Source organism: Alkalihalobacillus sp. AL-G (genome assembly GCF_030643805.1).
In the GTDB taxonomy this organism is placed as follows: domain Bacteria; phylum Bacillota; class Bacilli; order Bacillales; family Fictibacillaceae; genus Pseudalkalibacillus.
In genome coordinates this window covers 1,795,684-1,816,938 of sequence record NZ_CP094656.1, presented here as the reverse complement: position 1 = coordinate 1,816,938, position 21,255 = coordinate 1,795,684, and the positions used below count along the sequence as shown (strand labels likewise).

Here is a 21,255-nt window from a genome sequence, read left to right as displayed (position 1 = left end):
CAATTTTAATTTAGTTGTTCTCTTGTCTTGTTATTCCATTCCGAGCTACTTCCCGGTCATCAAAGTCAAAAGTCTCTTCCCCTATAATCTGGTAGGTTTCGTGTCCTTTACCTGCAATTACTATGATGTCATTCGCTTCTGCTTGGTTAATTGCATATTCGATCGCGCTTTTGCGGTCGACAATCGAAATGAAAGCCTGACCAGCAACACCTTTTTCCATATCATTTAAAATTTGTTCCGGTTCTTCTGTTCGAGGATTATCGGATGTGAAAATAGCATAATCAGAGTAGTCTATTGCAATCTTTGCCATTTGCGGACGTTTTGATCTGTCTCGATCCCCGCCACAGCCAACAACAACGAATATTTTACCTTTTGCGAATTCCTGTACAGTCTGCAGGACATTTCTCAAGCTATCCGGAGTGTGAGCATAGTCTACAATTACCGTAAAAGGTTGTCCTTCATCAACAACCTCGAATCGACCAGGTACACCCTCTAGTTGTTCGATCGTATCAACCATCTTTTGTTCATCAAGACCAGATGCAATCCCTGCAGAAATTGCTGCAAGTATATTGTATACACTAAACTTACCGATCAATTTCATGTTTACCTGGTAGTTTCCAGTAAGGGTTTGAAGCTCGAATTCTGTACCATGACCCGTGATTTTAATATTCTTTGCACTTATATCACTCGGCCGATCGATTCCATATGTCATTATTTGTGCAGCCGTCATTCTTTTAAATTCTTCTGAAGCAGGGTCATCATTATTTAAAATTGCCATTTTTATATTCTTATTATCATATGTATTTCCGAGTTGAGAAAAAAGAAGACCTTTTGCTTGTAAGTATTGGTCCATCGATTGATGATAATCTAGATGGTCCTGCGTCAGGTTCGTGAACACGGCTATATCATAATCACACCCTCGAACCCTCCCCATATGTAGTGCATGAGAAGATACTTCCATTACTGCTGTATCCACTTTCTCCTCAACCATTTGTGCGAATGCCTTTTGAAGGACAGGCGATTCTGGTGTCGTGTTCGAGACTGGATAAGGAACATCATTTATTCTCATTTCAATGGTCCCTATAATACCTGTACGCTTTCGCTGATCCTGAAGGATGCGATCCATTAAATGAGAGGTCGTCGTCTTCCCATTCGTACCAGTGATCCCAATTAAGTGCAGCTTTTTTGTTGGCTGGTTGAAAAATCGGTCTGATAGCAATGAAAGAACTCGTCTAGTATCTTTTACTACAATGACAGGTACTGTCGTTTCAATTTCTTTTTCAGCAACGATCGCTGAAGCACCCATCTTAACAACATCCTCTACAAAAAGATGTCCGTCAAATCGTTCACCTTTAACACATACAAAAAGGTTACCTGGTTCCACCCTTCGTGAATCCATTTCAATGCCGGTTATTTCCGGATTTGAATCGTTCAATAATTGGTATACAGCTAGTCGCTCAATTAACGTTCTTAATTTCATCAGTTTCCCTACCTTTTTAAGAAAAGCGCAAGCGCCCTGTGTAGCCACGAAAGTCACTGGAAGACTGACGAGGAGGCTGTCGCCGCCGCAGGAAGTCTGAAGTGAACAGAGTGGCTGGGTGCTGGAGCTAGACATTACTTCGATGCTTCAAATATTTATTACTGCTTCAGCTTTTACTATCATGTCCTCATTCGTTTACATGATTAAACATAACGATATGTCAGGTCCTACTACCAATCTATACGAAAGAGAGGGAAGAACCTGACTCTTATTATTCCATAGCTTTTATTTTAATCATCTGAGGAGGATTTGTCACCCATATATAGTCGAATAGTAGATCCGGTTGTAAGTTTGATCCCTGGATCCGGGGCTTGCTCGATTACAATATCCCCCGATCCTTTAATGTCAATCTTAAGATCATAATACGCTTTATGAATATCCTGTCTCGTTTTCCCCATGAGATTCGGCACTTCAACACGTGGCTGATCGGTCCACGTTGCTTCTTTTTCAATTTGATTTTTCCGTTTTGGCACATCCATTGCCATCAGGCTATCCTCAATGATCGAACCTACGATTGGAGCGGCAACGACCCCACCAAATTGTACCGTTCCCTTCGGATTGTCAATTGCAACGTATACAACGATTTGTGGATTATCTGCCGGAGCAAATCCGATAAATGAAACGATGTAATTATTTTTTAGATATTGTCCCTTGACGGCTTTCTGTGCTGTACCTGTCTTTCCACCAACCCGGTATCCATCAACAAAAGCATTTTTCCCTGTTCCTTGGGCCACGACCGTTTCAAGTGCATAGCGCACTTCCTTGGACGTTTCTTCTGAGATGACCTGCTGTTTCATTTCAGGACTCGTTTTCGAGACAATCTCGCCTGTGACAGGATCAATCCATTCCTTTGCGACGTAGGGAGTATACAAATAACCTCCGTTAACCGCCGCTGCCACCGCGGCAACCTGTTGGATCGGTGTGACCGAAACCCCTTGGCCGAATGCAGTAGTAGCAAGTTCAAGGGGTCCTACGCGTTCAGGCTTAAAAAGGATTCCTGTTCCTTCCCCTTGTAAATCGATCCCTGTCTTTTGTCCGAATCCGAAGCCTCGAATATAAGAGAAAAGCCTTTCCTTCCCTAATCGTTGACCTAGTGCCACAAAACCGGGGTTACAGGAGTTTTGGACAACCTCCAGAAACGTTTCACTCCCGTGACCGCCGCTCTTCCAACATTTGAGCTTTCTTCCGGCAACTTCAATTGAACCAGGGTCATAAAAGGAATCGTTTTTTAAATCAACTTTATTTTCTTCCAATGCTGCCGCAAGTGTAATGATCTTAAATGTAGATCCAGGCTCATACGTGCTCCACACAGGCTTGTTCCGGTTGTACACTTCCTGTGGTACGTCACGGAAATTTGCGGGATGAAAATCTGGTCGACTCGCCATACCAAGAATTTCACCTGTATTCGGATCCATTGCAATCGCTATAGCCCCGTCTGGATTATAGGTCGCATCAGCGATATCAAGCTCACGTTCCATAATCGCTTGGACTTTTGCATCAATCGTCAGTCGTAAGTCAAGACCATCCTCCGGTGGTTCATATTCATCAGAAAGCGAAGGCATCCGGTTCCCTCTTGCATCCGAATAAAAGGAAACGGAACCCTCTTCCCCACTTAACAGGTCGTTATATCGAGCCTCAAGACCGGCAAGACCTTTATCGATGCCGACAAAACCAAGAACATGAGATAGGAAGCTTCCAAATGGATAATGTCGTTTGCTATCCTCTGCTACAAATACACCTGGGAGATCGTAGGAACGGATTTCATTCGCTTTTTTGTTGCTGATTTTTTTCCCTCCTGGATATATGTTTACAATCGATTCCTTTTTCGTAATCATTTTGTAGACATCCTTCTTATTCAAATTGAGGGCGGCAGCAAGCTTCTCAGCAGTCATTACCGGGTCCTTTACCTGTCTCGGGACAATGTATACCGTAGGGGCACTGATGTTTGTTGCAATCGGAATGCCATTACGGTCGAAGATTTCACCCCGTTTTGGTTCAAAGGGAACATTCCGGCTCCAGGAATCCAAGGCAAGCCCTGTCAGCCAATTCCCTTTTACGAACTGAACATATCCAAGTCTACCGGTGATTATTAATAAAAATAAAAGACCGGCTACCAGCACAAAAATAAGCCGTCTCCGCACAGTCACATTTGAAACGCGCACATGCCCAACCTCCTACATGATAAGCTCGTTTCATCTATATGCTTGTACAGAAACAGCTAGAACAGTCAATCGGTCACTGGTTCCTCTTTGTGTTCTTTATTTCCTTTCTCTTTTTCCTTCGCCTTCTTTTCCTCTGCAATTTGCTGAGGAGCCTTTAATTCTATCACAAGGTGCGACCCTTCTTTCACCTTTGCTTTCGGTGGTATACTTTGCAAAACAACGTAGCCATTTCCGATAAACTCAGGTGTTTTCAAGTTAAGTATTCGTGCAAGCTGAAGCACTTCCGCTCGTGACCATCCTGTCAAATCTGGCATTTTTACGGTACCAGATGTTCGCAGAATGATTTTTTGACCTTTTAGTACAGCAGTACCAGCAAATGGCGTCTGAGCAATAACTTCATCACCTTCTCCGAGTACATGAACGTCTAATCCCTTTTCCTTTAATTCTTGCTCGAGAGCGATAGAAGATCCACCTTCATAATCGTTAAGAGGGATGTTATCCGTAACATCCTTCTTACTTTCCCCATTATGCTCAGATGAACCTTCTACTGGAGCAATGTTCAAGTATTGCAGGCTGTTTTTCATGACGAAATTGAACACTTTCGATACGGGAACAGAACCAGATTCATAGCTTTCCACATCAAGGTTCGGCCGGTCAATGGCAATATAGATTAATAGCTTTGGGTCGTCCTTAGGCGCCATGCCTAAGAAAGAGAAGACATAATTATCGTACCCTTCTAAATAACCACCCTTTGGATCTGGTATTTCTGCTGTTCCAGTCTTCCCAGCTACCTCATAGCCTTCGATATTATAATAACGCTCTCCTGTTCCATCGGTGACGACGGAACGCATCAGGTTACGGACATGCTCTGACGTTTCTTTTGATATTGGTGTACCTACTACTTCAGGTTCGTGGTTTTGAACGACTTTTTCATTGTCTGGATTGACAATTTTTTCAATGACATAAGGCTTCATCATCTTGCCACCGTTTGCGATGGCTGTTGCCGCTTGGATTTGTTGGATCGGTGTGATGGCTGTCCCTTGACCGAATGCTGTGGTCAATTTTTCTGTTTCCCACTTGAATTGAATTTTCGAATCCGCTTCACCCGGAAGATCGACCCCAGTCGGTTGATCGAATTCGAACCTCTCTGTCAAATATTGATTTAAGTTTTCGAACCCGAGCTGTTCTGCAGCGATTTTCATGAACGCGACGTTAGAGGAACGGATAAACCCTTCATCGTATGTCATGATTTCTCCATCAATTCCACTATGATCACCGATTTTTTCTCCAAAAGAAGTAGTATACGTACCAGATTTGTAGGTGGCATTTCCGTTATATGCACCTTCCTCAATCGCTGCAGCAAGGGTGAAGATTTTCATCGTTGAGCCAGGCTCGAACCGTGAACTGATCGCAAAATTCGAATAGTTTTCGATGTCGCGGATGTTCGGGTTGAAGCTTGGACGATTAGACATTGCAAGAATTTTACCCGTGTTAGGATCTGCGACAATACCAATCATCCGTTTCGGGTCATATTCTTCATTTACTTCAGTCATTGCTTGCTCCAAAAACAATTGAATATTCTCATCAATCGTTAGATGTACGTTGTAACCGTTTTTCGGCTCGACCATGACTTCTTTCGGGTCCGGAAGCTTATAGCCCTCGAAATCTTGTTGATAAATCAGCCTTCCGTCTTCTTCGTGCAGGTGTTCATCAAGTGTTTGTTCAAGCCCCATCGCCCCTACTCTTTCACCTTCTTTAATCGCAGTAAACCCTATGATATGGGAAGCGAATTTCTGGTTCGGATAATACCTTTTCGTTTTCCGTTTAAATACGATACCATCCAATCCTAACTCTTTGATCTTATTCATTTTCGAGTGGCTGATTTTGTCCCCGCCTGGCCCCAGTTCAACCTGCCAGCGTTCCTCTTTACTCATCAGCTCTATGAGTCTACTTTCAGACATATCTAATAGGGGTGCGAGTTTCTCGGCAGTTTTTTCGGGGTCCGAAACACGGTTTTCATAGTCTTCAGCCAATATTGCCACAACAGTATAAGCAGGAATGTCCTCTGCAATAACCTCCCCTTTGCGGTCAAAAAACGACCCGCGATCTGCATCCAAAGGTTGTTGGATTGTCCATTTTTGCTTTGCAAGTTCTTCAAGATCCTTACCTTCTGCTTCTCCTGTCCAACCTAAATAAAAATACCTTCCAGTTAAAACAAAAAAGAGCAGGACGAATATCAAAGATAAAATCACTGCTCCTTTATTTATATTCGGATTCTTTTTTCCATTCATGTAAAACACACCTAACGTTAGTTGTTGATAACTTTTACATTTTGATCGTTAAATGTCATCCCGAGCTTTTCTCTTGCATATTCCTTAATTCTTTGCGGAGTGCTTAGCTCAGATACTTGAAGGCTTAAATCACTTACTTCTTTTTGTTGTTGCTCAATCTTACTCTTAGTTACCTGAACATCCTTATTGATCGAGTAGATTGAGGCATAGTTTGAAATGACAAAAATCGAAGCAGCAACTAACATAATCGCAGAAATAGACCAGAGAACCTTTTCTCCCTTGGTGATAATTGAGCGTTTTTGTGGTTGAACGTGTCGTTTTGGTTGAACTTGCTCAGTATATTGGGTTTTTCTTTGTACTTGATGTGCTAGATTACTCAAATCCCTTTCCCCTCTCTACATTTTTTCTGCAATTCTTAGTTTTGAAGATCGTGCTCTTCTGTTTTGTTCTTGTTCTTCAGTTCCCGGTATGATTGGTTTTCGTGTTATCATTTTAAGAACCGGCTGATATTCTTCAGGTACGGCAGGCATTCCAGGTGGAAGTTCTGGCTCACTGCTTTCTTCCTTAAAGATTCTTTTGCACAACCGGTCCTCCAACGAATGAAAGGTGATCACGCAAATTCTTCCCCTCGGATTCAATAAGTCGATTCCGTCTCTTAACGCCTCTTCAAATGCATTCAATTCATCGTTTACTGCTATTCTAATTGCTTGGAATGTCCTTTTTGCAGGGTGTCCGCCTTTTCGACGTGCTCTAGCTGGAATTGCGGTCTTGATGATTTCCACCAGTTCCCCTGTCGTTTTAATTGGCTGTTGTTCACGATTCGCTTCAATTTTACGAGCAATCGATTTGGCGAATTTTTCTTCACCATATTTAAAAAAGATTGAAACAAGCTTTTCGTACGGCCATTCATTTACAATGTGGTAAGCCGTTAGTTCATTCGTCTGATCCATTCTCATATCCAGCGGCGCATCCTGATGATAACTGAATCCACGTTCCGCTTCATCAAGCTGTGGAGAGGACACACCTAAATCAAATAGGATACCATCAACACCATTGATACCAACTTCCTGAAGCGATTCTTTCAAATGTCTAAAATTGGACTGAATGATCTGAAATTTTCCTTCGAAGGCTTGCAGTCGTTTTCTAGCATGTTCAATCGCATGAAGATCTTGATCGAAAGCAAATACTTGTCCGGTGTCAATTCGTTTCACAATTTCCTCAGTATGGCCTGCTCCACCAAGAGTGCAATCTACATAGATGCCATTCTCTTTAATTTGCAGTCCGACAATCGCTTCTTGTTTTAATACTGTTTCATGCTCAAACATATGTTAGTCCCTCTTTTTCTCTAAAACCGTCCCGGTTTGATGCACACCTTTTATAGATCGAAATCCATCAAGCTTTCAGCAATCTCTCCAAATGAATCTTCTGATTGCGAGAAGTATTCTTCCCAAATTTGCTTGTTCCAGACTTCAATCCGGTTGCTGACTCCGATGACAACACAATCCTTATCAAGCTTTGCGTATTGTCTCAGGGTTGAGGCGATGTTGACACGTCCTTGTTTGTCGAGCTGACACTCTGCTGCTCCTGAAAAGAAGAATCGTGTAAATGCCCTTGCATCTTTCTTGGTAAACGGGAGTGCTTTCAACTTTTCTTCTAACTGTTTCCATTCTTCTAGAGGGTAACCAAAAACACATTGGTCTAATCCTCTTGTAAGTACGAATGTGGAGCCTAGTTCATCACGGAACTTAGAAGGGATGATCATTCTTCCTTTATCGTCAATGGTATGTAAATGCTCTCCCATGAACATGGTTTGATCCCCTTCCCCCACAATCTATCCTAAGTCTACCACAACTCCCCACTTTCCACCACTTGTTTTATAATTCGTTTGAACATAGAAAAAACCTGCTGTCATAAGCAGGTTTTTGGAACATTTTTTCTTTGAATTTTCGACGGTTTTATTCGCCGTTTTTTTAACATCCTAAAATTATTGTTAAAAAGCAGATGAATAAGAAACAAGTTAAGGAAGTTCAACTAAATACGTAACGTCCTGTCACAATGTTGAACTGACTAACATCGTGTGAGCCCGAGGCACGCAGGTTTTGAGGAAGGGCTACTTACTTGAAAACCTCTTCCCTGCCTTGCACCGAGGAAGCTTTCATCGATAGCGTTGACTAGTTAGACGAAGGTACACAATGAATGTACATCCATGAAATCAATACGTCCTTGTTATACGTAAGGACCGGAAAAACCAAGTAACGAAGAAATACGCAGTTTATCATTTGCCGCCTTTTTAACATCCTTATACATGAATCACCTTATGATTACCATTAAACTCAAACTCCAATGAAGCAAGTTCAGAAACTAAGTTCACCCCATATTGATTCAAAAAATAAAAGATATTAAAGACACGTTCCTGCGGTTTTCCACTTGGTCTTAGGTTCAGTTCAATCAGGTCAAACTTTTTCAGTTCATGTTCATATTTCTTCTGAATCGAGTGTTCAAGATTATTCTTTAAAAAATCAAGCTGATCTTGTAGGAATTGCCCATTTTTTTGTGCAAGCGAATTTAGTCCTTTATCAATTTCTGTTGTTATTTCACGAAGTATTCGATGCGTTTGATCAACCTTCTTTTTTGCTGACCCGAATTGTTCATCCAAATTCCAATCTATTCGATTCTTCAACCATTCTTGTTTTCGTTCTTTCACACCATTTTGAAGTATTTCTTCTAAACGCATTTTCTTTTCACTTACCACTTTTGATATATGGGACTCGACCAAAGTTAGTGAAAGGCGTGGCATTACAGGTGGCATCTTTATGTCAAATTGATGGAAGATCGATTTGAGAACACCCCAGTAGGCGATTTCACCAGGACCTGCCACGAAGGCAAGGGTCGGAAGAACGCGATCTTGCATGAATGGGCGACTGATTACATTATTACTAAGACGTTCAGGTTGATCTTCAGCGATTGCAATCATTTCACTTTTTGTTAGAAGGCATTCATTTTTCTTCCCTTTAAATTCATGACTATCACGAAACAGCAACACACGATTTTGATGAACGTTTAAAAATAGGTGTGAATTGTTAGTTTCGGATTCCACTGGTACTGGAAAACCTTTCTCCTTTAATAAATGGACATCCTTTTGAAATTTACGATCCAAGGACTCATTGTTTTGGATCATTTCCAAGAAAAACGGCGATTCGATTTTACGTAGGTCAGGATGATTAGAATCGAGCATAACGATTCCTTCTTCTGCAAACAGGACAAGCATAATATGTGCAAAAAATTCGGTGATTGATTCCGATTCTGCTATTGCTTTATGTATCAAATTCTTAATGGCCTGAGTGTGCTCCGTTTCTCCAAGACCTCGGATGACCTCTTCTGCCCATGAAGAAAGTTTCTCTTTAGGAAATGGAATCTCAGAAACGGATCGATTCCCTTCGGCTAAATCCAATTTCTTCTTAAATGTACGGCCTTCATCATTGAGATACACATGATTGATTTCATCAAAATCATGGTCCTCTCCAGCAACCCAAAATACAGGTATGACTGGCGTTCCTAGTTTGGACTCCTGCTCTTTCGCAAGAAGAATGGCAGAAATACACTTATGTATCGTATAAAGAGGACCTGAAAGAAGCCCAGCCTGTTGACCTGTTACAATCACAGTCGACTCCGGGTCCTTTAGTTTGTTTATATTATTTATCGTATGTATTGATGCTGGAAGCTTCTGATGATAATTCAGCAAATGATCATGGAGGGACTCTCTAGGAAATGAACGTTCCTGAACTTCCTTCCAGCGTTGCTTATAGCTGTCTTGTTGGAATGGATCATAATCAAATTGTTCTCGAACATGCTGGGCTCCATTCAAGTAAGCACTGTAAAAATCGTTTTTTTGCTGAAATGGTATCTCGCTAACTTTCATAAAATTTCGTCCTTTCCGAATGAGAAACAACAATATTGCGACTATGAGTATAGCAGATTCAATGTGCCTCCCCAAACGATTTTGCTCAAGAACTAATCAAAATGATCCTCGTAACGAGCCCGTATATACTTAATGAGAGATAACCTGTGGAAAACAACAAAAAGTTGAATCGCCATGCTGTTTTTAAAATACGGAACATGCTTACATCTTTATCCTGCTTCCAATAAATCCATGTAATGCAAATTACGATAGCTAAGAGCAACACAATTATTGGCCAAATAAAGGAACGCTCCCAAATTGTGTAAAGGATGGACAAAACAGATGCAATAAGGAAAAAAGTAGTGACATCAGTTGCAAATAGAAAGGACTTCTTCTTTTTTTGAGTGAACTTTTTCATGACCGAGTACACCATGAGCCAAGCTATAAGTGGTACGGTAATGAGTGTCGCCAGTGAACCTGCAAAAAAATCAACCATCTGGATCCCTTCTTTCCTCTAAGCCTTTTATCGTCTCAAAAACAAATTGGTTATAAGGCAAGTGTATATTTTGTTGTTCTGCCATGATCAAAACATATCCTGTAATCGCTTCAATTTCAGTTTTGTTGCCCCGCTCGATATCACGAAGCATCGACGACTTGTTGTTAGAGGTATTCTTGCAAACAGTGACTAATTCCTTCCAGGATCTCTCTTTATCCTCCACATCCAGTACCTTACAAATTTCTTTGAATAAAACCTCCATCTTCTGAATGAAAGTGTTTCGTTCAAGAAGTTCTCCATTTCTTACCTTATATAATGCTGTCAACGGATTGATTACCGCATTAATCAACAATTTCCGGCTCAGCATTTTATACCAATCGGCCTTTTGTTGAAACGGAAAAGAATCAAAAGTCAGTCCACCCCAATCAAGTCCTGTGCCTTCAATGAGGTAAGGAGCAATTTTCGTTTGACCGATTCCAGTATGCAAAACCTTCGTGTCTGAATCACGCAAAGCACCGTGTTCAACAATGCCTAGATAGACAGAGAACATGCAAAGATCAGAAAGCCACCTAGTATGCTTCATTCCATTTTGCAATAACAATAAGTAACGCGAATCAGTAAAACATGATTTGACCACTGGTAACACATGTTCAAGATCATAGGATTTAACTGCTACAATGAGCAAATCATGAAATTCTTTTTTTGCCGATTGGAAAATTTTAACTTCTGGAGTGCTGCTGAAGGTCGTCGTAAGTGTTTGTAATACCAAACCAGAATTAAGCAGTCTCGTGTACTGTTCCTCTCTTTTAACATAAACTGTTACGTCATGTCCGTTTTTTTGAAAATAAGCAGCGAAGAGTAACCCGATTGAACCCCCGCCTATAATCCCTACACGCATTTGAATCCCCGTCTTTCGTACTAGGATTTGTCTTAATAGTAGCACATTATAAAAGGACGATAAAATACATTAATAGGGTCAGACCGCCACCTTAACAACACTATATTGAATGTTGCTGTTCGGTAGAGTCTGACCCTAATTAAGACCTATTCGCTTTATCTAAGTTTGCAAGAAACGTTGTTTGTATCCTCTATACTGGATAAACCGGATGCTTTCGGGTACTGAACGTCATTTCCTTGTTTTCATATACTTTATATCGATCAATTAATTCCTCGCGTAGCTGATCGGCTGAAACGATATCATCCACGATCATTTCAGAAGCAAGCTTGTAAATATCGATATGCTCTTTATACTCTTTATGTTTTTCCTGTACGTATTGAATCCGTTCTTTCGGATCTTCAATTTCACTTATCTTATTCGAATAAACAGCATTGACAGCTGCTTCAGGTCCCATAACAGCAATTTGTGCTGTTGGGAGAGCAATACAACAATCCGGTTCGAACGCCGGACCTGCCATTGCATAAAGGCCAGCTCCATATGCCTTCCGAACAATGACAGAAATTTTAGGAACAGTTACATCACTCATTGCAGCAATAAGTTTCGCTCCATGCCGGATAATTCCAGCCCGTTCCACCTTCGTTCCGATCATAAAGCCAGGAACATCAGCCAAGAATAGCAACGGGATCGAGAAGGCATCACATAGTGTAATGAACTTTGCAGCTTTATCAGCTGAATCGACAAAGAGTACGCCGCCCTTTACTTTGGGTTGGTTGGCAATGATCCCGACTGGCGCACCATTCAAACGAGCAAATCCGGTAATCATCTCAGGAGCAAAAAGCTTCTTTACCTCATAAAAGCTCTGATCGTCTATCAATCCATTGATAAATTCATACATATCAAATGGGACGTTTTGATTTTCGGGTACGATGTCGGAAAGGTTTTTATCCAGGAACGGCTCTTCCACTTCAGCTTTTTCAGGTTTTTTCTCATAATTTGCCGGGAAGTAGGATAGGTATTGCCGCGCTGATTCAATTGCCTCTTCTTCAGATTCTGCAAGTACATCACCGCATCCACTAACGCTGCAGTGCATCTTTGCTCCACCCATTTCCTCAAGTGTAACCTTTTCACCAATAACCTTCTCAGCCATACGTGGTGAACCTAGATACATCGAAGCATTCCCGTCCACCATGATAACAATGTCGCAGAATGCTGGGATGTAGGCCCCACCAGCTGCTGAAGGACCAAAAAGAACACATACTTGAGGGATCATTCCAGACATTTTGACCTGGTTATAAAAAATCCTTCCAGCTCCACGTCGATTTGGAAACATGTCAATTTGATCCGTGATTCGTGCTCCGGCAGAGTCGACAAGATAGTAGAGAGGTACCTTCAAACGCATGGCAGTCTCTTGGATACGAATGATTTTCTCGACTGTACGCGCCCCCCAAGATCCAGCCTTTACAGTGGAATCGTTGGCCATGACGCATACTGTTTTTCCGCCAACTTTTCCAATAGCCGTCACAACACCATCTGCAGGTAATCCTTCATCCTTATTGTTGGCGAATTTACCGTCTTCAATCGTATAGGATCCTTCATCGAATAATAAATCAAGTCGTTTTCTTGCAAATAATTTATTTTGTGTTTTTAATTTTTCATGGTACTTCTCTGCGCCGCCGCTTTCGATACGTTCATTCGTCGCTTGCAAAGTTTCGTTTAATGTTTTCGACATCCAATTCCTCCTTCATTACTTCATACAGAACGAGCGCTCATTCATATTTACTTGAGAACAGCCAGTGTATCTCCTTCGTTTACAAAATCCCCAACATTGACGTTAACTGCACTAACTTCTCCAGCTTCCGGTGCTTCAATCGGAATTTCCATTTTCATAGATTCCAACATCATTACAGCCTGACCCGCTGCTACTGATTCACCTTCCGATACGAGTACATTCAAGACTGTTCCTGCCATTGATGCATTGATTTCTTTCATGTCGATCACTCCTAATTGTTTACTTTTGAAGAACGTTGATTAAGAAATTGTGTTGTATAATTTCCTTTTTGAAAATCACCATCGTTTAAGATGCTTTCAAAAAGAGGTCCATTATGCTTGATTCCATCCAGCTTCCACTTTTTAAAAAAGTTCAATGATTGCTGAATGGCTTTTTTTCGATCGCTAGCATGAATGATAACCTTTGCCACCATCGGATCGTAAAATGGGGTCACCTGTGTATCAGGACCATAGCCCGTATCAACACGACTCCCTTCCAATTCAGGAAGTAAAAAGCTCCCGATCGTGCCAGGGGCAGGTAAAAACGTGTTCGGATCCTCAGCATAAATCCTGAATTCTATACTATGTCCGCTCTTTGTAATTTCACCCTGGGACAATGGTAATGGCTTCCCTTCCGCCACGTTCAGCTGCCACTCAATCAAGTCTAATCCAGTAACCATTTCTGTAACTGGATGCTCTACTTGAAGCCTCGTATTCATTTCTAGGAAGTAAAAATTCTCCTGTCCATCAACGATGAATTCCACCGTTCCTGCATTTGTGTATTTTACATGATCTGCAGCCTGAACAGCTGCGTTACAAATCTGCTCACGAACCTCTTCAGATAAAAATGGAGAAGGTGTTTCTTCAACAACTTTTTGGTGCCTTCTCTGGATGGAGCAATCGCGTTCAAAAAGATGGACGATATTCCCCAGCTTATCACCGAAGACTTGAACCTCAATATGACGACTGTTCGAAATGAATTTTTCCATAAACATTTCATCATTTCCAAAGTAAGCTTTTGCCCGGTTTTGGCTGGATACGAACGCAGAACGTAATGTCTTTTCATCGTCACATCTCTGCATCCCAATACCACCACCACCAGCGCTTGCCTTGACCATCACAGGATATCCGATTGTATCTGCTAATGCGACAGCTTCGTCAACATCACTTATCGGACCATCACTTCCAGGGACTACAGGAACTCCAGCATCTTTCATCGTATCACGTGCTCGTACTTTATCACCCATCGCTTCAACAACATCTGCTCGCGGGCCGATGAACGTAATGTTAGCGTTTTCAACTTTTCGTACAAAATCGGCATTTTCGGATAAAAAACCATAACCTGGATGAATCGCATCTACGTTTTCAGACCTTGCGATTTCAAGTATCCGATCACCACGCAAGTACGACTTGACTACTGGTGGTTCACCTATTTCATAGGCTATTTTAGCATTCTTCACGTAAGGAAGATCGCGATCAGCCTGTGAATACACAATAACGGTTTCGATTCCAAGTGTTTCACATGTTCTAACAATTCTAGCTGCAATTTCCCCTCGGTTTGCTATAAGGATTTTTTTCAAACCATCTCCTCCTTTTCTCTATGCTTCAACATACTCATTTCAACACCAAATGCTCGAAATCCTGTTTTTTCATGTAGAAATCTGTGGGATTTTTGCATTATGGCAGAATTTTTCGCTACTTTATTATATAATAAAAGTAGAAGGAATAGGAAATGAATCGAAGGGGGCTGTCTCATCATGTATAAAGTTCAACGACTTCTTATCAATTTTAAAACTCTTGAAGAATTTAAGAAGTTTAAAGAATATGGGATCCAGGAGCTGTCAATGCTTGAGGATCTACAGGAAAATATTATCGAAAACGATAGTGAATCACCGTTTTATGGAATCTATTATGGGAATAAGTTGGTCGCTAGAATGAGTCTATACAGAATTGACGGGAACTACGATCGTTATTTCGACCCGCCACAGGATTATTTAGAGCTTTGGAAGCTTGAAGTACTCCCTGAATATCACGGAAAAGGATTTGGAAGCGCTCTCGTCAAGTTTGCGAAGTCATTCGATCTTCCTGTCAAAACGAATGCAAGACAGCGATCCAGTGAGTTTTGGGAAAAGATGGGCTTTCAATCGGTCACGTATAATCCTGACCGAGATCGAGGAGAAAATCCCTATGTATGCTATCCAAAGGGTGTAGCAGAACAAGAACCGGTTGAGAATGATAACCCTGTAAAACATCCAGGTATTTAATAAAGTTATGAAAACTTATTGAAAGGGATGACCCAATATGCAAGAGCTTGGCACGTAACACAATGCGCCAGGCTCTTATGGGTCATCCCTTTTATTTTTCTACTTTTTGAAGGTTTCCGTTATAATCCATCTGAAATTTCACCTGATTTGAATGTGGATCATCGGTCACTGCAAGTTTACGGGCACGTTCCATAAAATTCAGCATTGTCGTATAATCTTCGTTAACATTTTCAAATGATTTTTGTAATTGTTCGTACTCTTGTTTTAATTGTTCATTTTGCTTTTTTACCTCAGCAACCACCTGTTGTAATTTTTCATTCTCTCTCTCAAGTGTTTTTTCACGGCTGCTACCATCTTTCAATGCTTTTAAATAATCAACAACATCTTCAAGATTCAGTTTATCTAGTGGATTTTCTGATCGGTTTACTGTCTCGATCCGTTCAGGATAGTTTTGAGATTGTTCTTGTTGCATTGGATTATCCTTATTTGCTTTTCCTTTCTCTGCTCTTTTGTTCATTGCCTGTTTACGTTGATTTTTTGCTATTGTGATTGCCGCATCATATTTCTTTCGTATTAATGAGTTCCACCTGAAACCACATGCTGCTGATGTACGAGATAGCTTCTTTCCTACCTCTTCAAAAGCCGCAAGCTGAGTGCCGCCCTCTCGAATATGACGGAGGACTACCTCTGCTAAAAAGAGGTCTTCATCATTGTTCCAGGCATCCTGGCGTGTTGAACCCACCTGCATCCCTCCAAACATTCTACTTTATTAACATACATATGCGTTTAATAGAAAAGATAGACTTTAGTTCTACTAAGAGTTTTTTACTAAAACAGAATCAATTATTCAGAGAAATTATGGTGGGTCATCCGTCATATTTAATGATCAAGAAATTTTCGTACTGCTATGTGATGATCGTCGGATTCCCAAAGACGGGCACACTCCTTGATTTCTCTATCAATCCGCGTCTTCATGTGAATCAAATCCATCCGATCCAGGCTCCGTTGTTTATAAGCCTGCAAAACATCTAAGGAAAGTTGCAACATTGGTGATACATACTCATTAAACTCTTTTAGCTGGTCATTTGAATTCAATATCTTTTGGATGAAATTTAAAGTTAAAGCTTCATCTGCAGAATAGGTTGTTGCGGTTAATAGCATCTCAAATGCAGCTACAGGGTCAAGTCGTTCCATTAAATACGTAGAACCTCCCCATCCCGTAGTAATGCCAAGTGTACCTTGAATGAATCCGAGTTTAACATGAGGAAAACCTATTCGAAAGTCGCAAGCAGAAGCGATTTCACATCCACCACCAACAGCAGTTCCATTCAACAATGCAATGGTCGGTTTAGGAAAGGTAAACAGTTGAAAGAGTATGTCCCCCATTTTAGAAAGCATGGCATACGCTTCATCTTCAGTATGTAGATTATGAAAAACCGAAAGATCTCCACCGGAACAAAATGCTTTAGATCCACTGCCGGTAATGACGACAAGCTTGATATCCCCATCGTTTTCATACTCCGTAAGTATTTCCTTCAATCGCCCCATCATTTCGGTATCAATCGCATTCCGACGTTCAGGTTGATTCAATACGATCCACCCGATGCCATCCCTGCATTCTTTTTTGATTTTCACTTGTACATTCTCCTTTTCGAGGGAAAAAGTCGTGATGATAGGCTCATACAGCTGGTTTCCCGTTGATTTCTCGTGAAACCGTCGCTATGAATGCTTCATACCCAGGTTCCATCCACGATATAAAAAACGGGGCTGACTCTAGATGCTAGAGTCAACCCCGTTTAAGTTACTTATTTTGAAACTACTTCTTTTCCTTTGTATGTTCCACATTCCGGACATACACGGTGAGAAAGCTTGTATTCGCCACATTCTGGGCATTTTACCATTCCAGGTACTTTTAGCTTATAATGTGTACGACGTTTGTTTTTACGAGTAGTAGAGGTTCTTCTAAAAGGTACTGCCATGTGTTTCCACCTCCTTAACGGGATTGTTCAGTTATAGAAGGTCAAGCTAGTTGACGTTTCTTCACTTTTTTTCATCATTTTTGTTAAGTAACTTAGCCAGTTCGGCCATTCTCGGATCAACCTTTTCGCGTTGTTCACTCTCTTCAACAACATCCCAACCCTTTCCTGTAGGTGGAGCTGGCGGGTCATTAGTTGGTTCAGGGCTGATAATCTTCAAAGGCTTTTCCAGAAGGATATTTTCACGGATATAGGGTATTAAATCGACCGTGTTTCCCTCTAATACGTGAATATCTTCCTCATTTGCGTCTACACTGTGCTCCGGATCAAACAGAAAAATTTCTGTTGATTGGATCGTAAACGGATAAGGGACTTCCACAAGTGTTTTTGCACAAGGTAAGGTCATTTCCCCTGTCAATGTAAGATGAAATACGGCACGATTTTGGTTAATCTCAGCATTTCCCTTTACATGAACTGGTGAAAGTTCGAGAATTTCCGGATCAAAATCGCGTATCATTTCCATCTTGATTGTTTCATCAATTTTTAGTCCTTTGTGCTGAAAACTTCTCAGTTGCTGTATGGACCATTTCATATGTCATCACCTCAAGGCAACAGTAGTAATTATAGCTTTCAATGAAATAATTGTCAACATTTTTTCTTTACATGCTTCGGCTGAGATTTCGCTTGCCAATCGTCCTATCGGACATATTTTACTTATTTAATCATTGACTTTCCTCTTTGTACCCATTTTTGTTTTTGATTCTGCATTTAATCAGCCTACCAGATTCTGATACAATATAACAATAAGGAGTTGGTACTATGAATGCTCTTGGCCTAATCGTTGAATACAATCCATTTCATAACGGTCATTTCTATCATTTACAAGAAGCGAAAAAAAAATCAGAAGCTGAACTTGCTATTGCAGTCATGAGCGGTAACTTCCTGCAACGTGGAGAGCCTGCAATGGTATCAAAATGGACACGTACGGAAATGGCCCTTCGTTCTGGCGTCGATGTTGTTGTGGAATTACCGTACGCATACGCTACTCAAAGAGCGGACCAATTCGCCTTTGGTGCGGTAGCAATCCTTGACGCACTCCTTTGCAGACGAATCATTTTTGGAAGCGAGTCAGGTGAAATAGAACCATTCTTGAACACTGTATCGTTCATCGAACAAAACGAAAGAATGTATAATGAAAGAATTCAGGCCCAAATTCAGTCAGGGCTGAGTTACCCTTCTGCTGCATCACGGGCATTTCTAGAGATCCCAGAGCGACCAGAAACTACTGTAGACCTGTCAAAGCCAAACAATATTTTAGGTTTCCATTACATAAATGCTATTCGTAAGCTCAATTCATCCATCATCCCAGAAACGATTAAAAGAACCGGAGCGGGTTATCATGATAAAGAAAATACCTCAAACACCATTGCAAGTGCAACTGGTATCCGCAGCAAGTTGATTGAGCATCAGGAGCCCCTGAGTAGTATATCAGAGCTGGTACCGCCTGCAACAAACGACAGTTTAACAAAACATCTCAGTGCTTACCAGCAATTCCAGAGTTGGGAAAAGTATTTCCCTTTACTGAAATACCGTTTGTTCACATCAACACCAAGTGAACTTTCCAGTATATATGAGTGTGTAGAAGGACTGGAAAACAGATTGCTTGACCTGATTAAGGAATCTGAATCCTTTCATGACTTCCTGAACAGTGTAAAAACAAAACGGTACACGTGGACGAGATTACAACGTCTCTGTACACATATCCTTACAAATACTCATAAGTCTGTTATGGAAAAGGCGACTTTGTCTGGTCCGTCTTATGTTCGTTTATTGGGCATGAGTCCTACGGGTCAGCAGTATTTGAGTCAAATCAAAAAGAAAATGGCTCTACCATTAGTCAGCACAGTTTCACAACATGATGACCCACTGATTGAACTGGATATGAGAGCGACAAAAACGTATATATTAGGCTTCCCGTCCGACTGTCATTCTACACTGTGGAAACAAGAATACTCGACACCGCCGCTTCGCCATCAAATATAAAAGGCTGATCTCGGGTCGTCACTCCTTGGCCACTCATGATATTTTATTAATGCTTACTCTCTAGACCTTTAAGAAAATCAATTGCGTCCTGGAAGGTTTCCACCGGGACGATCTTCATTTCAGTATTAATATCCTTTGCTGCCTCTTTCGCATGTTTATAATTCGATGCAGCTACCGGCGCGAAAAAGATATCAGCATTTGCATTATCTGCTGCAACCACTTTCTGTTTAATACCACCGATCGGACCAATTTTACCTTCAATATTCATTGTACCTGTACCAGCAATACGATATCCCTTCGTCCAGTCCTCTTTTGTCAATTGATCATAAATCTCAAGAGTAAACATGAAGCCTGCTGATGGTCCTCCAATTTGGTTCGTATCGATTTTTACTGTCGGATCGGTTTCTACTTCTGTAAAAGTAACAGGGTAGGTTATGCCGATTCCAAATTTGTTTTGGTCACCATTCTTAACGAGTTTTTCTGGGAATGGCTTTAAAGTCAGCTCAACCTCTTTCTTTTGATCCGAATTTTTAACGGTTAACGTTACTTTGTCATTTTCGCTAAACTTCTTTAGACCTTGAATAAGCTGTTCAGCTGTATAGATTGGTTCCCCGTTCAAAGCAATGATCAAATCCCCTACAACTAGTTTTTTTGCTGCAGGCATTCCTGAAATGACGCCTGTTACTAATACACCCTTATGGAGAATTTCGATTTCTTTTCCTGCTGCCTTAAATGCTACAATTCTGGCAGCGTCCTGAGAGCTTTGCATAAGTTGAAGTTGTCTTGCTTCGTATTCCTCATCCGTTTCATCCGTTCCTCGGATTTGCTCTTTTGGAAATACATCACGGTATTCGCTTGCTTTTGCCCATATGTACTCTGCCACATTTGCTTTCCCGACTAAAACGGTTGTTAACATGAAGACTCCCTTTGACTCATCTCCATTTTCAACATCAACGATCGGTTCCAAAACTTTGGCAGAACCTGGCTGAGTCATGTAATAAGGTAAGGGTAAAAGTGCGGCTAGAATAATGAGTAACAGAATCACCCATGGCCACTGCGCCCTAAAATTAAAAACCCTATTTTTCTCCATTTTGTTTCCTCCAATTATGAAGTGCATCTTTGATATCTTGAAGTTTCAATTTCGTTTCTTCTTCCCCAAGTGAGATAATCTCGTCAATTTGGGTAAACGATGAAGAGCTAAACTTTTCAACCATTGGACGGATTAAGACATCTGAAGAAATTTCGCTTACTTTTACGAGTTCTCGTTGCATGATATCAATACTCTGTAAGATCACATCAAAGATTGTATTGATCTCCGGGTTTTCTTTTATATGTGAGATGTCGACAGCAATGACAATGTCTGCCCCCATTTCCTTGACTACAGAAACAGGAACCCGATCAATTACTCCCCCGTCAATTAAAAGACGGTCGCCAATTTTATGTGGCACGAATATTCCCGGCACTGCGATGCTCGCACGAATTGCGTCGGACACAGGTCCAGTTTGTAATATCGCTTTTTCTCCTTTTAAAAGGTCAGTTGCAATAATGGAGAGTGGGATGTTTAATTCTTCTATACTCTTTCCATGGGTCAGGGCATGCATCAGTTGTTTTACTTTTTGACCAGAAACAAATCCCATTCTTGGTACTGTATAATCCATGTAATATTTTCTACGGAACAAACGTGCCATTTTAACCATAGTATCTGGGTGATGTCCGATACAATATAAGGCGCCAACAAGAGCTCCCATGCTGCTCCCTGCAATCATGTTAATTGGTATCCCGGCTTGATGCAGTGCTTTTATAACCCCAATATGGGCAAATCCACGAGCACCCCCGGACCCAAGTGCTAAACCAACTTTTGGTTGCATGTTCACCGAACCTCCTGACGATTCTCATGGTCTAATCTTATGCACTGTGCGT

20 protein-coding genes are annotated in these 21,255 nt (G+C 41.1%); 2 read left to right on the top strand and 18 right to left on the bottom strand.

Annotation, left to right across the window (positions count from 1 at the left end):
• Window positions 1–10: 10 nt before the first annotated feature.
• The 12 genes from MOJ78_RS09360 to MOJ78_RS09305 form a co-directional block, all read right to left on the bottom strand.
• Window positions 11–1,480, bottom strand: a complete 1,470-nt coding sequence (locus tag MOJ78_RS09360; protein WP_304980918.1) for a UDP-N-acetylmuramoyl-L-alanyl-D-glutamate--2,6-diaminopimelate ligase — start codon at window positions 1,478–1,480, stop codon at window positions 11–13.
• A 290-nt stretch (window positions 1,481–1,770) separates the two neighbouring features.
• Window positions 1,771–3,702, bottom strand: coding sequence for a stage V sporulation protein D (locus MOJ78_RS09355; RefSeq protein WP_304980917.1), 1,932 nt, complete (start codon window positions 3,700–3,702; stop codon window positions 1,771–1,773).
• 65 nt (window positions 3,703–3,767) lie between these two features.
• A complete protein-coding gene (locus tag MOJ78_RS09350; protein WP_304980916.1) occupies window positions 3,768–5,993 on the bottom strand; it encodes a PASTA domain-containing penicillin-binding protein in 2,226 nt (741 codons plus the stop codon).
• 17 nt (window positions 5,994–6,010) lie between these two features.
• Entirely contained in the window at window positions 6,011–6,373 is a 363-nt protein-coding gene (ftsL, locus tag MOJ78_RS09345) for a cell division protein FtsL (RefSeq protein WP_304980915.1), read from the bottom strand.
• 15 nt (window positions 6,374–6,388) lie between these two features.
• Entirely contained in the window at window positions 6,389–7,318 is a 930-nt protein-coding gene (gene rsmH / locus MOJ78_RS09340) for a 16S rRNA (cytosine(1402)-N(4))-methyltransferase RsmH (protein WP_304980914.1), read from the bottom strand.
• A 50-nt stretch (window positions 7,319–7,368) separates the two neighbouring features.
• Window positions 7,369–7,800 carry a division/cell wall cluster transcriptional repressor MraZ gene (gene mraZ / locus MOJ78_RS09335; protein ID WP_304980913.1) on the bottom strand — a complete coding sequence of 144 codons (432 nt, stop codon included), beginning with the start codon at window positions 7,798–7,800 and terminating at the stop codon, window positions 7,369–7,371.
• A 492-nt stretch (window positions 7,801–8,292) separates the two neighbouring features.
• Window positions 8,293–9,912, bottom strand: a complete 1,620-nt coding sequence (gene bshC / locus MOJ78_RS09330) for a bacillithiol biosynthesis cysteine-adding enzyme BshC (protein WP_304980912.1) — start codon at window positions 9,910–9,912, stop codon at window positions 8,293–8,295.
• Between the two features lie 85 nt (window positions 9,913–9,997).
• Window positions 9,998–10,387: a DUF3397 domain-containing protein gene (locus MOJ78_RS09325; protein WP_304980911.1), complete on the bottom strand. Its 390-nt coding sequence runs from the start codon at window positions 10,385–10,387 to the stop codon at window positions 9,998–10,000.
• The gene (locus tag MOJ78_RS09320; RefSeq protein WP_304980910.1) at window positions 10,380–11,285 is read right to left on the bottom strand and encodes a 2-dehydropantoate 2-reductase; all 906 of its coding nucleotides are present in this window, start codon (window positions 11,283–11,285) and stop codon (window positions 10,380–10,382) included. The genes MOJ78_RS09325 and MOJ78_RS09320 overlap by 8 nt, the downstream gene beginning before the upstream one ends.
• 190 nt (window positions 11,286–11,475) lie before the next feature.
• Window positions 11,476–13,014: an acyl-CoA carboxylase subunit beta gene (locus MOJ78_RS09315; protein WP_304980909.1), complete on the bottom strand. Its 1,539-nt coding sequence runs from the start codon at window positions 13,012–13,014 to the stop codon at window positions 11,476–11,478.
• Between the two features lie 47 nt (window positions 13,015–13,061).
• Window positions 13,062–13,274, bottom strand: coding sequence for a biotin/lipoyl-binding carrier protein (locus MOJ78_RS09310; protein WP_304980908.1), 213 nt, complete (start codon window positions 13,272–13,274; stop codon window positions 13,062–13,064).
• Between the two features lie 11 nt (window positions 13,275–13,285).
• Window positions 13,286–14,632, bottom strand: a complete 1,347-nt coding sequence (locus MOJ78_RS09305; RefSeq protein WP_304980907.1) for an acetyl-CoA carboxylase biotin carboxylase subunit — start codon at window positions 14,630–14,632, stop codon at window positions 13,286–13,288.
• Between the two features lie 177 nt (window positions 14,633–14,809).
• Between MOJ78_RS09305 and MOJ78_RS09300 the strand changes: the two genes are divergently transcribed.
• Window positions 14,810–15,316, top strand: coding sequence for an N-acetyltransferase (locus MOJ78_RS09300; RefSeq protein ID WP_304980906.1), 507 nt, complete (start codon window positions 14,810–14,812; stop codon window positions 15,314–15,316).
• Between the two features lie 91 nt (window positions 15,317–15,407).
• Here the strand turns inward: MOJ78_RS09300 and MOJ78_RS09295 are convergent, their stop codons facing one another.
• From MOJ78_RS09295 to MOJ78_RS09280, 4 genes are all read right to left on the bottom strand, one after another.
• Window positions 15,408–16,058, bottom strand: coding sequence for an RsfA family transcriptional regulator (locus MOJ78_RS09295; protein WP_370529786.1), 651 nt, complete (start codon window positions 16,056–16,058; stop codon window positions 15,408–15,410).
• Between the two features lie 137 nt (window positions 16,059–16,195).
• Complete coding sequence (locus tag MOJ78_RS09290; RefSeq protein ID WP_304980904.1) at window positions 16,196–16,951, bottom strand: enoyl-CoA hydratase/isomerase family protein; 756 nt, start codon at window positions 16,949–16,951, stop codon at window positions 16,196–16,198.
• Between the two features lie 170 nt (window positions 16,952–17,121).
• Complete coding sequence (gene rpmF, locus MOJ78_RS09285; RefSeq protein ID WP_257350572.1) at window positions 17,122–17,295, bottom strand: 50S ribosomal protein L32; 174 nt, start codon at window positions 17,293–17,295, stop codon at window positions 17,122–17,124.
• A gap of 61 nt (window positions 17,296–17,356) precedes the next feature.
• Entirely contained in the window at window positions 17,357–17,884 is a 528-nt protein-coding gene (locus MOJ78_RS09280; RefSeq protein WP_304980903.1) for a YceD family protein, read from the bottom strand.
• Between the two features lie 227 nt (window positions 17,885–18,111).
• On the opposite strand from MOJ78_RS09280, the gene MOJ78_RS09275 reads away from it, so the two are divergent.
• Window positions 18,112–19,335: a nucleotidyltransferase gene (locus MOJ78_RS09275; RefSeq protein ID WP_304980902.1), complete on the top strand. Its 1,224-nt coding sequence runs from the start codon at window positions 18,112–18,114 to the stop codon at window positions 19,333–19,335.
• Window positions 19,336–19,381: 46 nt separating this feature from the next.
• Here the strand turns inward: MOJ78_RS09275 and MOJ78_RS09270 are convergent, their stop codons facing one another.
• Window positions 19,382–20,425 carry a SepM family pheromone-processing serine protease gene (locus MOJ78_RS09270; RefSeq protein WP_304980901.1) on the bottom strand — a complete coding sequence of 348 codons (1,044 nt, stop codon included), beginning with the start codon at window positions 20,423–20,425 and terminating at the stop codon, window positions 19,382–19,384.
• Window positions 20,412–21,203 (bottom strand): patatin-like phospholipase family protein, encoded by a 792-nt coding sequence (locus MOJ78_RS09265; protein ID WP_304980900.1) that lies wholly within the window; start codon window positions 21,201–21,203, stop codon window positions 20,412–20,414. Before MOJ78_RS09265 ends, MOJ78_RS09270 begins: the two co-directional genes overlap by 14 nt.
• Between the last annotated feature and the right edge of the window lie 52 nt (window positions 21,204–21,255).